Raw genomic sequence first — 19,860 nt, forward strand, 5'->3', positions numbered from 1 at the left:
CCGTCCGTCCATTCTATTTGATTACGAGGCGGCGCGCTCCACTTTGTCGGCGGGGCGACGGACCGCTCTGCCGTCGCGGCCCTCCTTCAGTCCTCCCGTGGCGCCAGCGTCGCTTTCTTACGGCGCGCGGCCTTGGCGCTGGCGCGCTTCAAGCGCTGCAGGCGACGGCGGATCTCGTCGGAGTCCATCCACACGTCGGAGCCCTTGAGGATGCTGCCGATCTCGGCCGTGGACAGAAACGGCGAGCAGATCCGGGTCATCACCTTTTCGAACCAGTTGGCGATCGCCAGCACTTCGGCCTGCTGTTCGTTGCCCTTGCCGGAAAAGATTCCCGAGTAGATGTGGAACATCAGCTGGCAGTTGTCATGCACGACGAGTTCGTCGCCGCACAGGAAGATGAGCGCCGCCATCGAGTAGGCGCGCGCTTCGAGGACCGTGACGACGCGTGCCGGGGAAGCGAGGACGTTGTTGATGATCTGCAGCCCGGTGTTGAAGTCGCCACCTTCCGAGTTCAGGTGCAGGTAGACGAGGTCGGTCTCGGCGGCGGTGCGCAGCGTGTAGAACAGTTCCGTGTAGTACTGCGGCTCACGGATTTCACCGCACAGGTAATACGCGATCTGGCGGACCGGCAGCTGCTGCTCGTAACGGATCAAGCCACGGAAAAAGCTGCCGTTCTCGGCTGGCTGGTCGCCGTCTTCATCGTGTCGATTCATGATCCCTCTCCCTTGGCGCGGGTGCCGTTGTCGGCTTGCCTGCTCGCTGGCGGCTGCTTCAGTGCAGAGGCGATGCGAGCCACCTCGGCGGCACATTCGCGCGCCAGTGCCTCGATCACCGCCCCGCCCTTGCCCTGGCGCAAGGCCCGCTCGATTTCGCCGGCCAGGAAAGCGACGCGCCGGGCGCCGACGAAGCCGGCGATTCCCTTGAGCTTGTGCGCTGCGGACGCGGCCGCAGCGCTCTCGCCGGCGCGCAGGTGCGCAAACAGCTCGGCCAGTTCCTTGTCGTTGACGAAACGTTCGAGCAGGGAACGGAAGTAGGCGATCTGTTCGCTCGACGCACACCAGTGCGGATCCACTTCGATGCCGGGAATGGCCAGCAGGGCGCCATCGACGGCATCGTCGACCGCCGGCTCCGCCGCCGCCCGGGTGACGCTCAGCCCGGGCAGCCACTGGCCGATGACTCTGGCGAGCTCGGCTGGCGTCACCGGCTTGCCGAGGTGACAGCTCATCCCGGCGTCGAGGCAGCGCTGGCGGTCCTCGGCAAAGGCATACGCCGTCAGAGCGATGATCGGCGTCGTGCGGTATCCCTGCAGTTCGCGGATGGCACGCGTGGCGTCGAGGCCGTCCAGGCGCGGCATCTGGATGTCCATCAGGATCAGGTCGTAGCGCTGCGCGCGCGCGCATTCGACCGCTTCGGCGCCGTCGCTGGCGACGTCGGCCCGGCAGCCGAGTCGCTCCAGCATCTCCAGCACGATCTCCTGGCTTTGCGGATGATCCTCGGCGAGCAGGACTGAGACGCCGGACAAGTCGCTCGCCGCTGCGGCGGGCGGCGCGCGCTCGGGCTCGCCGCCCCTGCCGAGCGCCAGGGTCAGCGCGAAGCTGAAGCAGCTGCCACGTCCCACGTCGCTGTCGACCTGGATCGTGCCGCCCATCAGCGACACCAGGCGCTGGCTGATCGCCAGGCCGAGCCCGCTGCCACCGTATTCGCGCGTCGTCGATGCATCGGCCTGCACGAAGGGCTCGAACAGGTGCTCGCGGGCGGCCGCGGCGATGCCGCAGCCGGTATCGCAGACGGCGAAGCGCAGCGTGGTGTTCGCCGTCGCCGCGCCGGCGCAGTCGATGCACAGGCGGACGCTGCCCCGCTCGGTGAATTTGATGGCGTTGCCGAGCAGGTTGATGAGCACCTGCGAGAGACGCAGGGCGTCGCCGTTCAGACGCAGCTCAAGCAAGCGCGGCGCGACTTCGATGGCCAGTTGCAGGGCTTTTTCGCGTGCCTGTCCCTGGAAAAGCCGGACCGCCCGCTCGACGACGGTGCCGAGCGTGAAATCGCTGTGGTCGAGGACGATCTGTCCGGTCTCGATCTTGGACAGGTCGAGGATGTCGTTCACCAGCGCCAGCAGATGCTCGGAGGCGTTGCACAGTTCGTCGAGCTTGCGCCGCTGTCCCGGCTTGAGCTCGTCGAGGCAGAGCAGGTGGCCGAGGCCGATGATGACGTTGATCGGGGTGCGGATCTCGTGGCTCATGTTGGCGAGGAAGCTGCCCTTGGCCCGGGTCGCCGCGTCGGCAGCTTCCTTGGCCTCGCGCAAGGTCTGTTCCACCCGCTTCAGCGCCGTGATGTCGATGAGTACGCCGTGGACCTTGGCCGGCCGGCTCTGGCTGCCTTCGCCCTCGTATTGCACCAGTCCCTTGAGCTGGACCCAGCCGATGCTGCCGTCGGCGCGAACGATGCGCACTGCGTCGTCGATCTCGCCGTTGCCGGCCGGGTCGACGACGCGAGCGTAGATCGCGGCGAAGATTTCCGCGTCGTCCGGATGCACCAGCGCGGCGATCGCCGCCAGCGGCGGTGGCAAGGCAGCGTTGGACAGTCCGAGGATGGTCCAGATCCCCGCCGAACAGAAGGTTTCTCCGCTGGCGAAGTCGTGCTCGAAGATGCCGAAGTTCGCTGCCTCGGCGGCCAGCCGCAGGCGCGCTTCGCTGTCGCGCAAGGCTTGCTCGGCCAGCAGCCGTTCGGAGATGTCGTTGATGATCGAGAACAGCATCGGGCGCCCGTCGATCCGCATCGGCGACGGGCGCACCTCGACGGTCCTTTCCTCGCCATTGGCCAGGCGGTGCGTGGACACGAAGAGAACCCGCGCCTTGTCCTTGGCGAGTGCGAGGTCGGCGTCGATCTCCTGCTGCGGTCCGATCCTGATCTGGCGCAGGTTCATCGTCCGCATGCGCGCGACCGAATGGCCGTAGAAGCTTGCCGCTGCCGCATTGGCGTCGAGCAGCTTGCCGGTTTCTGGACAGATCAGCAGCATGATCGAGAGGTTGTCCTCGAACATGCGGCGAAAACGCGCTTCCCGATAGCGCATGCCGGCACCGGCGGCGCTGGCGCCGCTGATCTCGCTGGAAAGGCAGAAGACCCCGACGATCTCGCCCTGCTCGTCGCGCAGCGGATACCTGCGCTGGTCGAGCCAGCCCCGGCTGCCGTCGTTGCGGCCGAACTCCCGGATTTCCTGGACCAGCGCTTCCCCGGCGAATACCCTTTGTTCCAGGCGGTAGTAGTGGTCGGCCTCTTCCTCGGGGAATACGTCGTAGTCCGTCAGCCCGGTCAGTGCGCAGCCGTCCTCCGCATCGGGCTGCCTTCGGGTGCTCGCCACATAGACGTGGTTGCGGTCCTTGCACGCGACCTGGTCGCCGGTGATCGCCAGCATCGCCTTGCACTTGGCCAGCAGCGCCTCGGCCGCACCGGGCCGGGCCAGGCCCTTCGCATCCTGCAGGCGCAGGTCGAGGACGCCGGCCTCCCGCGTGAACTGGGCCCTGATGCAGCGGATGGGTCCATCCGCATGGCGCAGGCGGAGGTTGCAGCTGCCTGCGCCGTTTCCGGTTACCCACAGCCGCTCGGCAAGGTCAAGGTCATCACGATGAATCCGTTCCCCGAGCGACACGCGCCCCGACAGGAAGTCCTCCGGGCTGAAACCCAGCAAGGCTTCGATGTCACCGCTGACAAAGAGCACCTTTTCCGGTGCGGTGAGTCGCAGCCGGATCGCGGCTTCGAGCATCTCAAGTTCCCTAGGGTCTTCCGACAGCGCCATATTACGCTAAACGGAAGTCCCCGCCGATACAGGCTCAGGCCGCCCTGACCTCCGCCGCGGCCGGCAAGTCCTCGACGGCCGCGACGAGGCCCCGCAACTCGGCAGCGCACTGCTCCACCAGATACAGGATGACCGGCTCGTCGGCAGCGCTGCGCAGGCACTGGCCGATCTCGTTCGCCAGGGCGGCGACGCGGCGTGCACCGATGAAGCCTGCGATTCCCTGCAGGTCGTGCGCGAGGGCCAGCGCTGCCGTCCGATCGCCGGCAGCGAGATGCGCGCGTAGCCGCAGCATGGCGTCGCTGTTGTTGTCGACGAACTTCTCCAGCAGCGAACGGTAGTGAGCGACCCGTTCCGCCGACGAGCGCCATCCGGCGTCGACCTCGATCCCCGGAATCTGCAACAGCGGGTGGCAAAGCTCGCTCGCCGCCGTGTCGGCGCCGGGTCGGCTCGCGCCGCCGGCAGCGACCAGCCATTGGCCGAGCACTGCGGCGAGCACCGCCATCGTCACCGGCTTGCTGACATGGCTGTTCATTCCCGCTGCCAGGCAACGCTCCCGATCCTCGACGAAGGCATTGGCCGTCAGTGCGATGATCGGCGTCGCACCGCATCCGGGCAGCGCACGGATGGCGCGCGTCGCCTCCAGTCCGTTCATCCGCGGCATCTGCATGTCCATCAGGATGAGGTCGTAGCTGGCACTGTGCGCGCGCTCGACCGCCTCGGCGCCGTCGGCTGCGATGTCGACCACGCAGCCGACTCTCTCCAGCATCTCGCGCACGATCTCGCGGCTCTGCTGATGATCCTCGGCGAGCAGCAGGTGCTTGCCGGAGAAGTCGTGCACGGCCTGCAGGGCAGGCGCGCTGGCTGCCTCCGGCGCCTGCGCGCGCGGCAACACCAGATCGAACGTGAAGGTGCTACCCTGGCCGGGCAGGCTGTCGACCTCGATCCGGCCGCCCATCAGCGATACCAGACGCTGGCTGATGGTGAGCCCGAGCCCGGTGCCGCCGTAATGCAGGGTCTGTGACGCCTCGGCCTGGGTGAAGGGCTGGAAAAGCCGCTGCCGGTCTTCCTGCGCGATGCCGCAGCCGCTATCCGCAACGCTGAAGCGCAGCGCGACAGCGTCCTCGTCTTCACGGCAGCCGGCGATGCTGACGCGAACTTCGCCGCGGTCGGTGAACTTGATCGCGTTGCCGACCAGGTTGATGAGGACCTGCGACAGGCGCAGGGGATCGCCGCGCAGCTGCAGCTCGCGCAGGCGCGGCGCGACTTCGGCCGTCAGCGACAATCCTTTCTCGGCGGCCTGGTCCGCAAACAGACGGATCACCCGCTCGAGCAGGCCGTCGAGCCGGAAGTCGCGGCTCTGGATCTCGGTCTGCCCGGACTCGATCTTCGAAAGGTCGAGGATGTCGTTGACGATGGCCAGGAGATGCTCGGAATTGGCGCGGAGTTGATCGAGCTTGCGCGCCTGCGCGGGGTCGCTGATGTCCTGGCGCAGGAGTTCACCGACGCCGATCATCACGTTCAGCGGGGTGCGGATCTCGTGGCTCATGTGCGCGAGGAAGGCGCTCTTGGCCCGGGTCGCCGCGTCGGCCGCTTCCTTGGCCTGGCGCAGCGCCTGCTCGGCTTCCTTGCGCGCCGTGATGTCCTGCGCGGTGCCGAAAATACTGATGCAGGCGCCGTCCGTGTCGAGTTCGATTTGTGACTGCTGGCGCACCCATTTCAGCTGCCCGGCGGCGACGATCCGGTATTCATATTCGCAGCACAGGCCCTTCCGGGCCGCCTGCCCGCTGCTGCGCACGCGCTCCCGGTCTTCCGGATGGATGCAGGCGAAGAAGTCTTCATAGGCGACCGGCCGGTCCTGCGCAATGCCGAAGATGCGGTAGGTCTCCTCCGACCAGCTCAGTCGACCGTTCTGCATGTCGAGGCGCCAGCTGCCGATCTTCCCCAATTGCTGCGCACGCTTGAGGTCGGCCTCGCTCGCCTGCAGGGCAGCCTCGGCCTGCTTGAGCCGGGTGACGTCGACGACGACGCCGCGGACGAGCTGCGGATGGCGTGCCTCACCCTCGCCGGCGAACTGCGTGCGCCCCTTGACCTGGATCCAGCGGACGCTGCCATCCTTGTGCAGGATGCGGTGCGTGTTGTCGAATTCGCCGTCGCCGGCAGGATCGAAGGAGTGCTCGAAGGCTGCGTGCACCGATTCCGCGTCGTCCGGATGGACGAAGTCGGGGGCCCGTTCGAAGAGCTGCGGCACCTCGTCGGCCGCGATGCCGAGAATCGCGCACATTTCCGCCGACCAGAAGACGCTTCCGGTCTCCAGGTCGCGCTCGAAGACGCCGAAATGTGCCGCCTCGGCGGCCAGCCGCAGGCTCGTCTCGCTGTCGCGCAAGGCCTGTTCAGCCTGCTTGCTGGCGGTGACGTCGAGCAGCACGCCGTTGACGCGCACCGGCCGCGAGTCGCTGCCCTCTCCGTCGTACTGCGCCAGGCCCTTGACCTGGACCCAGCGTACCTCGCCTTTCGGGCGGACGATGCGGAAGACGTCGTCGATCTCGCCGTCACCGTCGGGGTCGGCAATCCGGTCGTACATTGCCCGCACCAGCTCGACATCCGCCGGATGCACGAACTCGGGCACCTCGCAGGGGCTCGGAAGCGCATCCTCGGGGTTGCGCCCGAGGATGCCGCGCATTCCCGACGACCAGAAGGCTTCTCCTGTCACAAGGTCGTGCGCGAAGACGCCGAACTGCGCCGCCTCGGCGGCCAGCCGCAGGCGCTCCTCACTGTCGCGCAGGGCGCGTTCGACCCGCTTACGCTCGCTGACGTCCTCGGCAAAGAGGACGATCCCGCCGACGCTGCCTTCGGCCTCGTACCAGGGACACACCTCGCCGCGCAGCCAGCGCTCGCTGCCGTCCGCTGCCGCGATGCAGAAATCCTCGACGTAGGCGAGTTCCCCTGACAGCCCGCGGCGGTGGGCCTCATAAACCTGTGGCGGGTAGTCGGGGAAGAGTTCGTCGTGCGCAAGGCCGAGCAGGTCACGCTCGCCGAGGTCGTGCAGCACGCTCCAGCGCGGGCTGCAAGCGAGGTAGCGCAGCTCGCGGTCGAGCATCGCCAGCGCCGCCGGCGAGCGCGTGATCGCTCGCTCGCGCTGATGCTGCTCGGCCTGCTTGCGCTCGCTGATGTCGTTGAGGGTGCCGTACCAGAGCACCGATCCGTCGGACTGCTTCTCCAGCGTGGCCTGGCCGAGGATCCACTTCAGCCTGCCGCTGCGCGTGCGGATCCGGTACTCGTGCGCCCAGTGCTGCAGGGTCCGGCTGGCGCGGCGCATGGCTTCCAGATGGCGTTCGCGGTCCTCGTCGATGATCAGTTGCCGGAAGATGCCGGCGTCGGCGTAGATCTCGTCCGCCGAGACCTCGGCCAGCCGCTCGATCCCGCGGCTGATGCCGACGAAGCTCCAGTTGCCGACCTGGGGGAAGCGGATCTGATAGACGACCCCCGGGATCGTATCGATCAGCTTGTCGATCTGTTCTGTGTCGAGTCGGCTGCGCATGCCTCGCTTTCCATGAATTATTCATACCTTTCTGGGTCGCAATCTTATCCCATTATTGTCGTTTCATGCGTACGGGTTTGCTTGTCACGTTTACGTAACAGTAGGTTCTGGCTCATGGAGGCAGCACGGGAGGCTGCCGCGCCGGGCCTGCAGCGGACGACAGCCGGACCGGCGCGCGTCGCCGGCTAGAGCAGCAGCTTCACCGCCTCGGCGCCGACGCGCGCCAGCCCGGCCAGGAGCAGCGCACCGCCCACCGAGAGCAGCACCGAGAACCACGCATCGCGCCGGCCGAGCGTCTTCAGCATCACGGCGAATGTCGACAGGCAGGGGATGTAGAAGGTGATGAAGACGAGGAAGGTGAAGATCTGGGCCCAGTCGAGCAGGGGGACGATTTCCTGTGTCCCGAGCGCCTGGTAGATCATCAGCAGCGACAGCTCCTTGCGCAGGATGCCGAACAGGATCGGCACGCCGAGCACGACCGGCAGGCCGAGCCACCAGGCGGTCACCGGTGTCAGCGCGCTGTTGATCGCGGCGTCGGCGCCGAAGTGGGTGAGCAGGGCGAGGACCACGCTGCCGACCACCAGCAGCGGCGTGACGATGGTGACGATGTCGCTGGTGCGCTCCCAGGTCTTCTGCGCCAGCGAGCGCCAGTCCGGCAGCCGGTAGGGCGGGATTTCCTGGATCAGGCCGGGCGTGTCGTCGGAGAAGCGGTGCGCGAGCACGCGCCCGAGCAGGGCGATCGTCAAGAGCGGCAGCAGGAACATGACGACGACGCCGAGCATGCCGAGGTACTTGGCGCCGAGTGCGAGGATGATCGCCGAGCGCGCCGAGCAGGGCACGAAGGTGATCAGGATCGCCGCCACCACCCGTTCGCGTCCAGACGAACTCGTGGCTGCCGCCGAAATCGCCGGCACGTTACAGCCCAGCCCCATCAGGAAGGGAACGGCGACGCCGCCGTGCAGGCCGATGCGGTGGAAGCCGCGGTCGAGGACGAAGGCGACCCGGTACATGATCCCCGTCTCCTCGAGCGCGACCAGCAGCACGACCAGCGGCAGCATGTAGGGGACGACGATGCCGACCAGCCCGATCAGCCCATCGACCACCGCGCGTCCGACGACGCCGAGGGTCGAGTCGGGCTGCCACTCTCCGGCCCATTCGTTGAGGCGCGCCGAGCTCAGCGAATCGAGCACGGCGCTGACTTCGAACACGAAGAAGAGGACCAGCGCGAAGACCGCGAGGCTGCCGAACAGCCCCCAGCGCGGGTGCAGGAAGAGCTCGTCGAGCCAGTAGCGCCAGCGTGCACCGGTTTCCGGGCTGCGCGGGGTGGTGACCGCGGCGAACAGTTGCGCGCTGCGGTGGTGGCGGTCGGCGAGCAGTTCCTCGGCGAGCGGCCGCGGCAGCTCGCGCGCGGCGGCGGCGCGCGTCGCCTCGATCTGCGGGACCACTTCCGGGAAGTGCATGCCGAGTTCGCTGCCGAAGTACGCGTCGGCGCAGGCCAGTTGCGCGAGCAGCATCGCGCGCGGGACGCGGAAGGCGGCGTCGATCTCCGGCCGCGCGATCGCCTGGTTGATTTCGCGCAGGCTGGGACGCAGGTGCTTGCTCGGCGGCTGCGGCAGGGGGCAGAGCCCGCTGCGCGCCGCTTCGACGACGGCGGCGAACAGCGCCGAGATGCCCTTCCCCATGTGCGCGATGGTCGGCACCACGGGCACGCCGAGGCGCTCGCTCAGGCTCTTGACGTTGATGTAGAGGCCCTTGTCGCGCGCCTCGTCGAGCCGGTTGAGCGCGATCACCAGCGGCTTGCCGAGCAGGCTCAGTTCGAGGCTCAGCGTCAGGTCCTGCTCCAGCCGCGTCGCGTCGACCACCTGCAGCAGGACGTCGGGGGCGGGGAAGGCGACCGCCGGCTGGTCGCGGTCGTGACCGGCGATCAGCGGCCACTGGTCACCCCAGAGGAGGTACTTGAGGACGATCCGGTCGTTTTCGGGCAGGTCGAGCAGCGACTGGATCGGCGGCAAGTCGACCAGCGAGATCTGGTCGAGGCCGACTTCGACGACGCACTCCTGGTAGGCGCCACCGACCCCGGCGAGGCGTTCATGCTGCACTGCCGGGCTCGCTGCCGCGGCGAAGATCGTGCTCTTGCCGGTGAAGGGACGACCGACCAGCGCCACGCGCGGACGCCGTTCGCCGCGCAGCAATGGGCCGCGTAAGGGAATTCGCGAAACGGTGGGGGACGATTTCTTCATGGGCGAAGCATAACCCATTTATTGCGATTCGTTCGCATTTGTGAAATGTTTTTCGGCGCCCTGCCGCGGTCGTGGTCGGGGCGGCAGCCGCGACTGCCGAGGGTAAGCCTCAAGGGCTCTGCCGCTGCAGCAGTTCGGCGACCGCCGCAAGCAGTTCGTCGGCGCGGAACGGCTTGCCGAGCTTGCGCGCGAGGCCAGGCTCGGGGGCTGCGCGCGCGCTGAGCATGAGCACCGGGATCTTGCCGAGGCGCACGTCGGCGCGCAGCCGGGCGACGAGTTCGCTGCCGTCCATCCCCGGCATCTCGCCATCGACGACGATCGCGTCCGGGACGAACTCGCGCACTTGTGCGAGCGCAGCGAAACCGTTGTCGGCGACGCGGACGCGGTAGCCGGCGCCGGCCAGCACGCTGCGGGTGACGGCCAGCGCGGTGGGCGAGTCGTCGACCACCAGCAGCGTCGGCGGAGCAGCCATAGCAGTACGTGCCTCCACAGCGACGGTATCCTCGCCCTGGCCGGCCGCCGCAGGCTGCAGCCGCTGCCTGCGGCTGGCGATCGCGACCGGATTGACGATCAGCGCGATCTGCCCGTCGCCGAGGACGGTTGCGCCGTCGATGCCGACCACCCGGTCGAGCTGCGCACCGATCTTCTTGACGACGATTTCCTGCACGTGTCCGAGCGTTTCGAGCGCCAGCGCGATGCGTTCGGCGCCGCCGTCGAGCAGCAGCAGCCGCGATTTTCCTGGCGCCGCTTCTCCTGGTGCTTCGCCTGCCATTCCCGTGCTCGCGGCTTGTCGTTCCCCCGTGCCGAGCAGTTCGCCGAGCGTGCGCAGGGGGTAGCGTGCCCCCTGCCAGTCGACCGCTCCGGCCTTGCGGATCGCTGCGCTCTCCGCCGCCGGAAGTTCGCGCACCTGAGCGATCATTGCCGCGGGGATCGCGTAGGTGGCACCGCCCGCGCGCACCAGCAGCGCCTGCATCAGCGCCAGCGACAGTGGCAGGCGCAAGTGTACGCTGACGCCGCTGCCGGCACGCGAGACGAGTTCGATGCGTCCGCCGAGGCGCGCGATCTCGGTCTTGACCACGTCGAGGCCGACGCCGCGGCCGGCGATCGGCGACAGCGCGGCGGTCGAGAAGCCGGGCTGAAAGACGAGTTCCAGCAGGTCGGCGCTGGCGGCGTCGCCAGTGGCGAGCAGTCCGCTGGCGACCGCCTGCGCGCGGATGCGTTCGCCGTCGAGTCCGCCGCCGTCGTCGGCAAGCGTCAGCAGGAGTTCCTTGCCTGCCTGGGTCAGCTGCAGGGTGATCTGCCCGCAGGGCGGCTTGCCGCGTGCCGCGCGCACTGCGGGCGCTTCGATGCCGTGTGCGACGGCGTTGCGCAGCAGATGCTCCAGCGGTGCGGCGAGGCGCTCGAGCACGTCGCTGTCGATTTCCAGAGTCGCGCCACGCAGATCGAGCTCGACCTGCTTGCCGAGTTCCCTGGCGCTCTGGCGGACGGTGCGCTGGAGGCGCTCGGCGATCCGGGAGAAGGGCGTCCTGCGCACGCCGAGCAGTTCCTGCTGCAGCTCGCGATTGATGCGCGCCTGCGTGGCGAGCAGCGCGTCGATGCTCGCCGTGCGGCGGAGCGCGGCGTGCTGCAGCGCGGCGGCCGCGTCGACCGCTTGCACGAGCCGGGTCCCGAACACCTGCCGTTCGCCATCGGGCTGGGCCGTCTCCAGTTCCGCGCAGGCGCGCAGCTGCTGGCGCAGCTGGCGCAAGCTGTCGCCGAGTTCGCGCAGCGTCGTCCTGATCGCGCCGACCTCTCCGGCGATCCGGGTGCGCGCGATCGACAATTCGCCGGCGTCGTTGACCAGCCGTTCGACCACGCCCGGACGGACGCGCAGGGTGTGCGGTGCGGCAGCGCCGTCTTCGTCGCCGGCAGCGCTGGGAGCGAGCGTCGCGGGGGGGGGCTGGCCGGCGGGCGCCGCAGCTGCACGCAGGCGATCGAGGCGCTGGCCGATGCCGTCGATGGCGCTCTCGACGGCGTCGATGTCGGCGCTTCCCGGCATTCCGGCCTGCTGCAGATCCTCGACCCGCGTCTCGATGGCGTGCGCGAGTTCGCCGATGTGCAGCGCACCGGCCATGCGCGCGCTGCCCTTCAGCGTGTGCAGCCGCCGCGTCAGCGCCAGTGCCGAGGCGGCGGCCGGTGTGCTGCGCCATGCGCGCAGCGCTGCGGCGATCTCCTGTTCGAGCTCGCCGGCTTCCTCGAGGAAGGTCGGCAGCAGCTGCGCGTCGATTTCGTCGCGCAAGGACTGCTGCTGAGCGCTGGCAGAGTGCGCAGCGAGCGTCGCCACGAGCTTGGCCGCTGCGCGTTCGCTCGCTGCATCCGCGCCCTCTGCGCCGGCGTCGAGCAGGGCGGCGAGCTGCTCGATGCCGCTGCCGAGCGTGGCCATGAGCTCTTCGCCGGCCGCCTGCTGCCGGGCGTGCAGCAGCGCGTGTTCGAGCGCCCTCGCCAATTCGCTGACACCGGCGAGACCGACGCTTGCGGCGCTGCCGGCCAGCGTGTGGGCAGCGCGCACGAAGGCGGCACTGATCGGCGCCGGGGCCGGTGCGGCGAGCAGCGAGGCGTATTCGCTGCGCAGTGTCGCCAGATGCGCGCTGGCTTCCTCGCGGAAGATTCGCCACAGGGAAGGGGAGACTCGCTGCATCGGGCGTACGGCGCGCGGGTCGCCGCTCAGCCGACCTTGAAGCCGGCAACCGAGCCCTTGAGTTCGGCGGCGAGGCCGGCGAGTTCGCCGACGGCCTGCGCCGTCTGCTGCGTTCCGGCGGTCGTCTGCTCGGTGATGCGCAGGATGTCCGCGGTCTTGATCGCGACCTCGGTCGCCGTCGCGGCCTGCTGCTCGCTCGCGTTCGAGATCTTTTCGATCAGTTGCGCGAGGCTGCGGCCGACCTCGCCGATTTCGGCGAGCGCCTGTCCGGCGGCATCGGAGCGCCGGGCACCCTCGAGCACCCCCAGCGTCGACAGTTCCATCGCCGAGACGGCGTCCTGCGTGTCGGCCTGGATCGTGCGGACGATCGCCGCAATCTGCTTGGTCGCCTCGCCGGAGCGCTCGGCGAGGCGCTGCACCTCCTCGGCGACGACCGAGAAACCGCGGCCGGCCTCGCCGGCCGAGGCGGCCTGGATGGCGGCGTTGAGGGCGAGGACGTTGGTCTGGTCGGTGATGTCGGAGATCAGCGCGACGATTTCGCCGATTTCCTGCGAGGACTCGCCGAGGCGCCTGATCCGTCTCGACGTCTCGCCGATATGTTCGCGGATCGCGTTCATGCCGCGGATCGAGTCCTCGACCGCCTCGGCGCCCTTGGCGGCTGCGCTGAGCGATTGCCGCGCCACCCGCGCCGACTGGCCGGCCTCGTTGGAGACCTCGTTCATCGACTGCGCCATCGTCTGCACCGAACGGCCCGCCTCCTCGATCTCGCGCGACTGGCGCTCGGCGGCGGCGAGCAGCTCGGCCGAGGTCTGGCGGGCGATCTCGGTCGCGTGCGTGACGCGGTTGGCGGCGTCGTTGATGCGGCCAACGAGAACGCGCAGCTCCTCGACCGTGTAGTTGATCGAGTCGGCGATGGCGCCGGTGATCTCTTCGCTGACGGTCGCCTTCACCGTCAGGTTGCCGTCGGCGAGGTCGCCGAGTTCGTCCATCAGGCGCAGGATGGCATCCTGGTTCTGGCGATTCTGGGCCTCCGATTCGCGCCGGCTGCGCTCGGCCTCGCGCATGTTGCGGCGAACGTCCTCGAGGTAGACCCAGCCCATCATCGCCAGCAGTCCGACCGCGAGCACGACCATCGGCGCCAGGATGATGCTGTGCCTGACTCGCGCGGCGACCAGTTGCTGGAAGGCCGCGGCCAGCCGGTCGCTGCCCTGCAGCAGCGCTTCGCTGTCGTGCGCGATGCGCGAGCCCGCCTGCTTGGCGAGTACCAGCTTCTGCAGGTTGCCGAGGATCGCGCCGACCGCTTCCCGGTACTCGTGGAAGCTCGTTTCGAGTTCGCCGAGCTTCTCGCGGATCGATTCGTCGCGCACGGCCCTGATGCGCAGGTTGCCGTCGCCCTGCAGCAGCGCGGCGAGCGACTCGTCGAAGGTATTGACGTCCTTGCCGAGCAGGAAGCCCACTTCCGGCGCGATTGCGTCGGCGGCGAGCAGGGCATTGGCGTTCTTGGCGATGCGCTGGGTCAGCATGACCAGTTGGTTGGCGATGGCGATTTCGCGCGCGCCGACGTCCTTCTGCAGCAGCAGCGCCGCGCTCTGTTCGGCGAGTTCGAGCAGCGGCGGGTTCTTGCTGTTGATGCTGTAGACGTCGCGGCCGAGCGAGACGAGGTTTTTCTCCATTTCCAGCAGCAGCGCGGCATCCTTCGCCGTTTTCTCCCATTCCGTGTCGAGCGCCTGCAGGGCAGGTCGTACCTCCTCGGGGGCGGGGGGAAGCTCCCTGCCGTTGATGACCCCACCGGCGCTCAGTCGCTGCAGGTGCTCCGCGAAGGCATGGCGCGCCTCGTCGACTTGCCGGAAGGCCGGCTCCTCGCCGAGCAGCGCCAGGCTGGACGCCTTGGCGATGCGCTGCGAGAGCATGCGCATCTCGCCCGCCGCGGCGATGTACGCGGTCTCGCCGGAGGATTGGCGGACGTCGTGATAGACCATGGCGGCGATGCCGAGCACGGTGGCCAGGAGCGCCGCGCCGAGCCACTGCAGTTGTCGGGCGACCGGGGCCTGCCTGAGCAGTTCCCGTGCCGCCCGCAGGGTCAGCGGGCTGGTGTTCGAACTCATGACGCGTCTCCGTGGCCGGTTGCGCAGCGGGTTTATGCGGCGACGTCGAGGAAACGCCGGTCGCCGAGTAGCGCGGCGACCTCGAGCCGGCGCCAGCCTTGTCCTTCCGGGTCGGCGCAGCGGCCGCGTGCCCATGCCGCTTCGCCAGCGCCGCTTGCCGGTAGCGCGCTGAAGGACTCGGCCTGGCGCAGGCCGAGTACCCGAGGCACCAGCAGCGCGGCGTTGCTGCCGTGGCGAATGCCGATCAGCAGTAGGCGGGCCTGCGCGTCCTGCGGCGTCATCGCGCTGCCGAGAAAGGCGGAGAAGTCGGTGACCGCATGCAGCGTGCCGCGGATGTTGGCGAGACCGGCGAACCAGGGACGAGTCAGCGGCACCGGCGTCAGCGCTGCCACCGGCACGACTGCACCGGCATCGACCAGGTCGACGAGCCAGTGCTCGCCGGCCGCAGTGAAGCCGAGCAGGCCGGCGGTCGGTGCCTTGTCGCCGGCGGCAAGCCGCGCGCCGAGATATTCCTGGAATTCGCGAAGGCCGCGCGCCATGGCCACCCGATCAGAGCGCGGCGATGCGCGCCAGCAGGTCTTCGCCGTCGATCGGCTTGACCAGGTAGTCCAGCGCGCCCTGGCGCAGTCCCCAGATCTTGTCGGTTTCCTGTCCCTTCGAGGTGCACACGAAGATCGGGATGTGCCGTGTCTGCTCGTCGCGCGACAGCGTCCGCGTCGCCTGATAACCGTTGAGCCCGGGCATGACCACGTCCATCAGGATGAGGTCCGGCATCTCTTCGCGCGCCCTGGCGATGCCTTCCTCGCCGCTCGCTGCGGTGAGCACCAGGTAGCCCTTTTCTCCGAGCAACTCGGTGAGGAAATGGCGCTCGGTCGGAGAGTCGTCAACAACGAGGATCTTCTTGATGGACACGGTCGGGCTCCCTGTTCACTCCCGTCGCGAAGAAACGCAGGGTCTATCGGCCGGTGGCCACGCAGTCGTGCCCGCTGGTCGCGACGGTGATGACGAATTGCTTGATTGCGCCGAATGATAACCCGGAACGCTCGGCGCAGCGGAGGGCGCGCACAGGGGCCGCGGGCGATGGCGACAGGGTTCGGGTTAAAATCGGGGGATGGATCAACAACTCAGCCCTCCTGCTTCGTCGCCGCCGCTGGTGCTCAGCTTCGCCGCCAGCGATCCGACCTCCGGCGCCGGCATCCAGGCCGACCTCTTGACGATCGCGGCCAACGGCTGTCATCCGCTCACGGTGCTGACCGCGATCACCGTTCAGGACAGCGTCGGCGTCAGCGCCGTCCTGCCGGTCGATCCCGAGTGGGTCGAGCGGCAGGCACGCACGCTGCTCGCCGACTTCCGCGTCGCTGCCTTCAAGATCGGTGTCACCGGCAGCGTCGCCAACATCGCGGCGATCGCGGCGATCCTCGCCGATTACCCGGACATCCCGGTGGTGCTCGACCCGGTGCTCGCTTCCGGGCGTGGCGATGCCTTCTCGCAGGAGGACATCGCCGGCGCCCTGCGCGAACTGCTGCTGCCGCGCGTCACCCTGCTCACGCCGAACAGCCTCGAGGCGCGCCGGCTGGCCGGGTTCGCTCCGGATGCCGAGGGGGGCGATCTCGCCGCCTGTGCTGCGCGCCTCGTCGGACACGGCTGCCGCACGGTGCTGGTCACCGGAACGCACGAACGGACCGACGCAGTCGAGAACGTGCTCTGGGGCAGCGCCGGCATCCTGCGCAGCGACCGCTGGCCGCGCCTGCCCGGCGAGTACCACGGCTCGGGCTGCACGCTGGCCTCGGCGATCGCCGCCGCGCTGGCGCGCGGACTGCCGCTCGCGGAAGCGGTTTACGCCGGCGAGGAATACACCTGGCAGACCCTCGCCGCTGCCTTCAGCCCCGGCCGCGGGCAGTCCATCCCCGACCGTTTTTTCGTGCGTGCCGAGCATGTCTGAGCCGATTCTCCGGGATGCGGCCGTGCTGCCGCGTGGACTCTATGCGATCACCCCCGACGGACTGCCTGAAGCAACGCTGCTGGCCAAGGCCGAGGCGGCGCTCGCCGGCGGTGCCGTTGTCCTGCAACTGCGCGACAAGTCCGGTGATGCCGCGCGTCGGCTGCGCCTGGCGCAGGCGCTCGCAGCCCTCTGCCGTCGTTTCGCTGCGCGCTTCATCGTCAATGACGACCTCCCGCTCGCGCTGGCGGTTGGCGCCGACGGCCTGCATCTGGGCGTCGACGACGGCGACCTTCTCGCTGCCCGGCGCGCGCTGCCGCCGGGCGCCATCCTCGGCGCCTCGTGCTACGCCGACATCGATCTCGCGCGGCGCGCGGTCGCTGTCGGTGCCGACTACGTCGCCTTCGGCGCCGTCTTCCCGTCGTCGACCAAGCCGCTGGCCGTGCGCGCACCGCTGTCCCTGCTCGGCCGCGCGCGTGCCGAACTCGGCGTTCCGGTCTGCGCCATCGGCGGCATCACGCTGGCCAACGCCGCTGAAATCGTCGCCGCCGGCGCCGACCTGATCGCCGTCGTCAGCGACCTGTTCGACCCGCCTGGCGTCGATACCGGTTCCGTCCCTTCTGCGGCCTCCGCCATCGGCGAGCGCGCCGCCGCCTTTCAACGCCTCTTCAAGGAAAACAGAGAATGACCACAGCCTCCCGCAACGAGCAACTCTTCGCGCGTGCCCAGCGCCACATCCCCGGCGGCGTGAACTCGCCGGTCCGCGCCTTCCGCTCGGTCGGCGGCGCGCCGCGCTTCTTCGTCGAGGGCCAGGGTCCGCGCGTCACCGACGCCGATGGCAAGACCTACCTCGACTACGTCTGCTCGTGGGGCCCGCTGATCCTCGGTCACTCGCATCCGGAAGTGCTCAAGGCGGTGCAGGAGACCGCGGCGAAGGGCCTCTCCTTCGGCGCGCCGACCGAGATGGAACTCGACATGGCCGACCTCCTCTGCGAGATGCTGCCGATGCTCGACATGGTGCGCCTGGTCAGCTCGGGCACCGAGGCGACCATGAGCGCGATCCGCCTGGCGCGCGGCTACACGGGGCGTGACCTGCTGGTGAAGTTCGAGGGCTGCTACCACGGCCACTCCGACAGCCTGCTGGTCAAGGCCGGCTCGGGCCTCCTGACCTTCGGCAATCCCGACTCGGGCGGCGTGCCTGCCGATCTGGCCAAGCACACCCTGGTGCTGCCGTACAACGACGTCGCTGCGCTCGAAGCCGCGTTTGCCGCGCATGGCGACCGCATCGCGACGGTGATCGTCGAGGCCGTCGTCGGCAACATGAACCTGATCGCGCCGAAGCCCGAATTCCTGCAAGCGATGCGCGAGCTGTGCACCAAGAACGGCTCGGTGCTGATCTTCGACGAGGTGATGACCGGCTTCCGCGTCGGCCCGCAGGGCGCGCAGGGCCTGTTCGGCATCGATGCCGACCTCGTCACGCTCGGCAAGGTGATCGGTGGCGGCTTGCCGGTCGGCGCCTTCGGTGGCAAGCGCGAGATCATGGAGAAGATCGCGCCGCTCGGCCCCGTCTATCAGGCCGGCACGCTCTCGGGTAACCCGGTCGCCGTCGCCGCCGGCCTGGCGACGCTCAAGCTCACGCGCGCCCCCGGCTTCTACGAGAACCTCGCGGCGCGCGCGCGTCAGCTCACCGAAGGCCTCGTCGCCGCCGCCAGGAAGCACGGCGTCGTCTTCTCGGCGCAGTCGGTCGGCGGCATGTTCGGCCTCTACTTTGCGCCCGCATGCCCGCAGACCTACGACGAGGTGATGGCCTGCGACAAGGAGGCCTTCAACCGCTTCTTCCACGCCATGCTCGACGCCGGCCACTACTTCGCGCCGTCTGCCTTCGAAGCCGGCTTCGTCTCGGCCGCGCACACCGAGGCCGACATCGACTCGACCATCGCCGCGGCGGACGCCTACTTCGCCAGCCTGAAGTAAGTCGCCATGGGGACAGCCATGCTGTCCCCATGCCAAGATTTTTAAAGAGGAGGTGTGCTGGAAGCGAACAAGGTTTTCGTGCTTGTCAAGATTTTAAAAAGGAGTTTGCATGAGAGTTGGACTGATTGGATTCGGCAAGACGGGGAGGGCAGTCGCTTCTGTCCTGTTGTGCTCGAAAATGACAAAGCTGCAGTGGGTCGTCAGGCAGTCGACCGTGCTCGAGCATCGATCGGTCCCCGAGTTCCTGGGAATCGAGTCCGATGAACCCGGCCTGATCTACTCGAAAGCGGAGTTCAGCGCAGCCGAGCTGTTCGACAAGCTTCCCGTCGATGCCATCATCGACTTTTCCGGCGACTCCGGCGTCGAGTACTACGCAGAGGAAGCTGCCAGAAGGGGGATCACGATCGTCAGTGCCGTCTCGCAGTATTCTCCGGGATCACTGGACAAGCTGAAGAAGCTTGGCGCGAGAACGGTCGTGATGCACTCCCCGAACATCACGGTGGGTATCAATTTCCTGCTGCTTGCAGCAAAGATCCTGAAGAAGATTGCGCCCTATACGGATGTCGAGATCATCGAGGAGCATTTCAAGACCAAGCCCGAGGTGTCGGGTACGGCCAGGGTGATTGCTGCCCAGCTGGATATCCCGGAAGACCAGATCAAGACGGTGAGAGCGGGCGGGATCATCGGCACGCATGAAATCCTGTTCGGCTTCCCCTACCAGACGGTGCGCCTGAAACACGAGTCGATCATGCGCGAAGCTTTCGGTAACGGTATCCTGTTTGCCGTCGATCAGCTGCGTGGCAAGCGACCGGGCTTCTATTCGATGGAGGACCTGTTGTTACCCTTCTTCACCCTGAAAGACGGCGATCCGGACTTGTTGAAGGCGGACGAAAGGCCGTGGCGGCAACTTGCGACAGAGTGACTGCTGTCGGTGCATTTGAAAAAATGCCGTTTTGCTGTATCGAAACTTGCTGTACGGAATCGAGCTCCCCTCGCTTCCTGTCCGGCACTTGCGTATCCTGAAGCCTGGTGGGGTCAGGTCTCGCATCGTTGCATCACGAGTAGCGCCGGCAGATCGCTTCTCCTCGTAGTGCTACCGACGCAGCTTGCGATGCAAGCTCGTGCGGAGTGCTTCCGGCGGCTGCTTGACGCATCGTTTTGCGGCATGCTCGTCATCAGGTGCTGCAAGGATCATGCTGTCCCCGGTAGAACCCGCTGCAATGCCCGCAGCCTCTGGCAGAGGAGCGCTTCCGGCAAGTTCATCGCCATTGCCGGTGAGCATCTGGCGCAGTTCGCGGTAGCAGGTGAGGTCCGATACCAGAAAGTCCATATCGACCGACTCGCGGTATTCGCCGTAGCGAAGCGTTATCGCGGTGCCGCCGCCGAACAGGCACTTGTGCTCGCGCAGCAGTGCAGGGTCCAGACTGCTCAGAATCTGGGCAATTCGCTGGTGGTGCGCTCGCTCATCCTAAAAACCTCAGTTGCTGAAGTGCATAGCCACCGAAAGGCTGGCAAGCTATGAGTTTGGCGTTGATCGAGGACGTCACCTGATGGGTGAATCGAAATTGAAGCGTCTGCGGGATCAAGAAATGCT

The 19,860-nt window shown here is 67.9% G+C and carries 13 protein-coding genes; 4 read left to right on the forward strand and 9 right to left on the reverse strand.

Translation table 11 applies throughout. The annotated features are described in order from the left end of the window. Positions 1-86 precede the first annotated feature (86 nt). The 8 genes from CCR84_RS10505 to CCR84_RS10540 form a co-directional block, all read right to left on the reverse strand. Positions 87-713 carry a Clp protease ClpP gene (locus tag CCR84_RS10505; protein WP_201212009.1) on the reverse strand — a complete coding sequence of 209 codons (627 nt, stop codon included), beginning with the start codon at positions 711-713 and terminating at the stop codon, positions 87-89. After that, positions 710-3,760, reverse strand: a complete 3,051-nt coding sequence (locus tag CCR84_RS10510) for an ATP-binding protein (protein ID WP_201212011.1) — start codon at positions 3,758-3,760, stop codon at positions 710-712. The genes CCR84_RS10505 and CCR84_RS10510 overlap by 4 nt, the downstream gene beginning before the upstream one ends. A gap of 67 nt (positions 3,761-3,827) precedes the next feature. Next, entirely contained in the window at positions 3,828-7,331 is a 3,504-nt protein-coding gene (locus tag CCR84_RS10515; protein WP_201212013.1) for a PAS domain-containing protein, read from the reverse strand. Between the two features lie 185 nt (positions 7,332-7,516). Further along, positions 7,517-9,571, reverse strand: a complete 2,055-nt coding sequence (locus CCR84_RS10520) for a ferrous iron transporter B (RefSeq protein ID WP_201212015.1) — start codon at positions 9,569-9,571, stop codon at positions 7,517-7,519. A gap of 109 nt (positions 9,572-9,680) precedes the next feature. Continuing rightward, a complete protein-coding gene (locus CCR84_RS10525) occupies positions 9,681-12,248 on the reverse strand; it encodes a hybrid sensor histidine kinase/response regulator (RefSeq protein ID WP_201212017.1) in 2,568 nt (855 codons plus the stop codon). A gap of 26 nt (positions 12,249-12,274) precedes the next feature. Next, the gene (locus CCR84_RS10530) at positions 12,275-14,353 is read right to left on the reverse strand and encodes a methyl-accepting chemotaxis protein (RefSeq protein ID WP_201212019.1); all 2,079 of its coding nucleotides are present in this window, start codon (positions 14,351-14,353) and stop codon (positions 12,275-12,277) included. Positions 14,354-14,385: 32 nt separating this feature from the next. Then, positions 14,386-14,892 (reverse strand): chemotaxis protein CheW, encoded by a 507-nt coding sequence (locus CCR84_RS10535; protein ID WP_201212021.1) that lies wholly within the window; start codon positions 14,890-14,892, stop codon positions 14,386-14,388. Positions 14,893-14,902: 10 nt separating this feature from the next. Beyond that, on the reverse strand, positions 14,903-15,265 hold the full coding sequence (locus CCR84_RS10540) for a response regulator (RefSeq protein WP_338052596.1): 363 nt from the start codon (positions 15,263-15,265) through the stop codon (positions 14,903-14,905). Positions 15,266-15,464: 199 nt separating this feature from the next. Between CCR84_RS10540 and thiD the strand changes: the two genes are divergently transcribed. From thiD to CCR84_RS10560, 4 genes are all read left to right on the forward strand, one after another. Beyond that, positions 15,465-16,295, forward strand: coding sequence for a bifunctional hydroxymethylpyrimidine kinase/phosphomethylpyrimidine kinase (thiD, locus tag CCR84_RS10545; RefSeq protein ID WP_201212023.1), 831 nt, complete (start codon positions 15,465-15,467; stop codon positions 16,293-16,295). Further along, complete coding sequence (thiE, locus tag CCR84_RS10550; protein ID WP_201212025.1) at positions 16,288-16,980, forward strand: thiamine phosphate synthase; 693 nt, start codon at positions 16,288-16,290, stop codon at positions 16,978-16,980. The genes thiD and thiE overlap by 8 nt, the downstream gene beginning before the upstream one ends. Next, positions 16,977-18,266, forward strand: a complete 1,290-nt coding sequence (gene hemL / locus CCR84_RS10555) for a glutamate-1-semialdehyde 2,1-aminomutase (RefSeq protein ID WP_201212027.1) — start codon at positions 16,977-16,979, stop codon at positions 18,264-18,266. The genes thiE and hemL overlap by 4 nt, the downstream gene beginning before the upstream one ends. A gap of 109 nt (positions 18,267-18,375) precedes the next feature. After that, the gene (locus CCR84_RS10560) at positions 18,376-19,188 is read left to right on the forward strand and encodes a 4-hydroxy-tetrahydrodipicolinate reductase (protein ID WP_201212029.1); all 813 of its coding nucleotides are present in this window, start codon (positions 18,376-18,378) and stop codon (positions 19,186-19,188) included. A 171-nt stretch (positions 19,189-19,359) separates the two neighbouring features. Here the strand turns inward: CCR84_RS10560 and CCR84_RS16920 are convergent, their stop codons facing one another. Further along, on the reverse strand, positions 19,360-19,710 hold the full coding sequence (locus tag CCR84_RS16920; RefSeq protein ID WP_201212035.1) for a nucleotidyl transferase AbiEii/AbiGii toxin family protein: 351 nt from the start codon (positions 19,708-19,710) through the stop codon (positions 19,360-19,362). Positions 19,711-19,860: the final 150 nt, after the last annotated feature.

This window comes from Rhodocyclus purpureus, assembly GCF_016653115.1.
In the GTDB taxonomy this organism is placed as follows: Bacteria; Pseudomonadota; Gammaproteobacteria; order Burkholderiales; family Rhodocyclaceae; genus Rhodocyclus; species Rhodocyclus purpureus.

Bases quoted from the DNA above. Each gene is read 5' to 3' on its own strand.
- CCR84_RS10505 (WP_201212009.1), bottom strand. From the start codon at position 713: ATGAATCGACACGATGAAGACGGCGACCAGCCAGCCGAGAACGGCAGC.
- CCR84_RS10510 (WP_201212011.1), bottom strand. From the start codon at position 3,760: ATGCTCGAAGCCGCGATCCGGCTGCGACTCACCGCACCGGAAAAGGTG.
- CCR84_RS10515 (WP_201212013.1), bottom strand. From the start codon at position 7,331: ATGCGCAGCCGACTCGACACAGAACAGATCGACAAGCTGATCGATACG.
- CCR84_RS10520 (WP_201212015.1), bottom strand. From the start codon at position 9,571: ATGAAGAAATCGTCCCCCACCGTTTCGCGAATTCCCTTACGCGGCCCA.
- CCR84_RS10525 (WP_201212017.1), bottom strand. From the start codon at position 12,248: ATGCAGCGAGTCTCCCCTTCCCTGTGGCGAATCTTCCGCGAGGAAGCC.
- CCR84_RS10530 (WP_201212019.1), bottom strand. From the start codon at position 14,353: ATGAGTTCGAACACCAGCCCGCTGACCCTGCGGGCGGCACGGGAACTG.
- CCR84_RS10535 (WP_201212021.1), bottom strand. From the start codon at position 14,892: ATGGCGCGCGGCCTTCGCGAATTCCAGGAATATCTCGGCGCGCGGCTT.
- thiD (WP_201212023.1), top strand. From the start codon at position 15,465: ATGGATCAACAACTCAGCCCTCCTGCTTCGTCGCCGCCGCTGGTGCTC.
- thiE (WP_201212025.1), top strand. From the start codon at position 16,288: ATGTCTGAGCCGATTCTCCGGGATGCGGCCGTGCTGCCGCGTGGACTC.
- hemL (WP_201212027.1), top strand. From the start codon at position 16,977: ATGACCACAGCCTCCCGCAACGAGCAACTCTTCGCGCGTGCCCAGCGC.
- CCR84_RS10560 (WP_201212029.1), top strand. From the start codon at position 18,376: ATGAGAGTTGGACTGATTGGATTCGGCAAGACGGGGAGGGCAGTCGCT.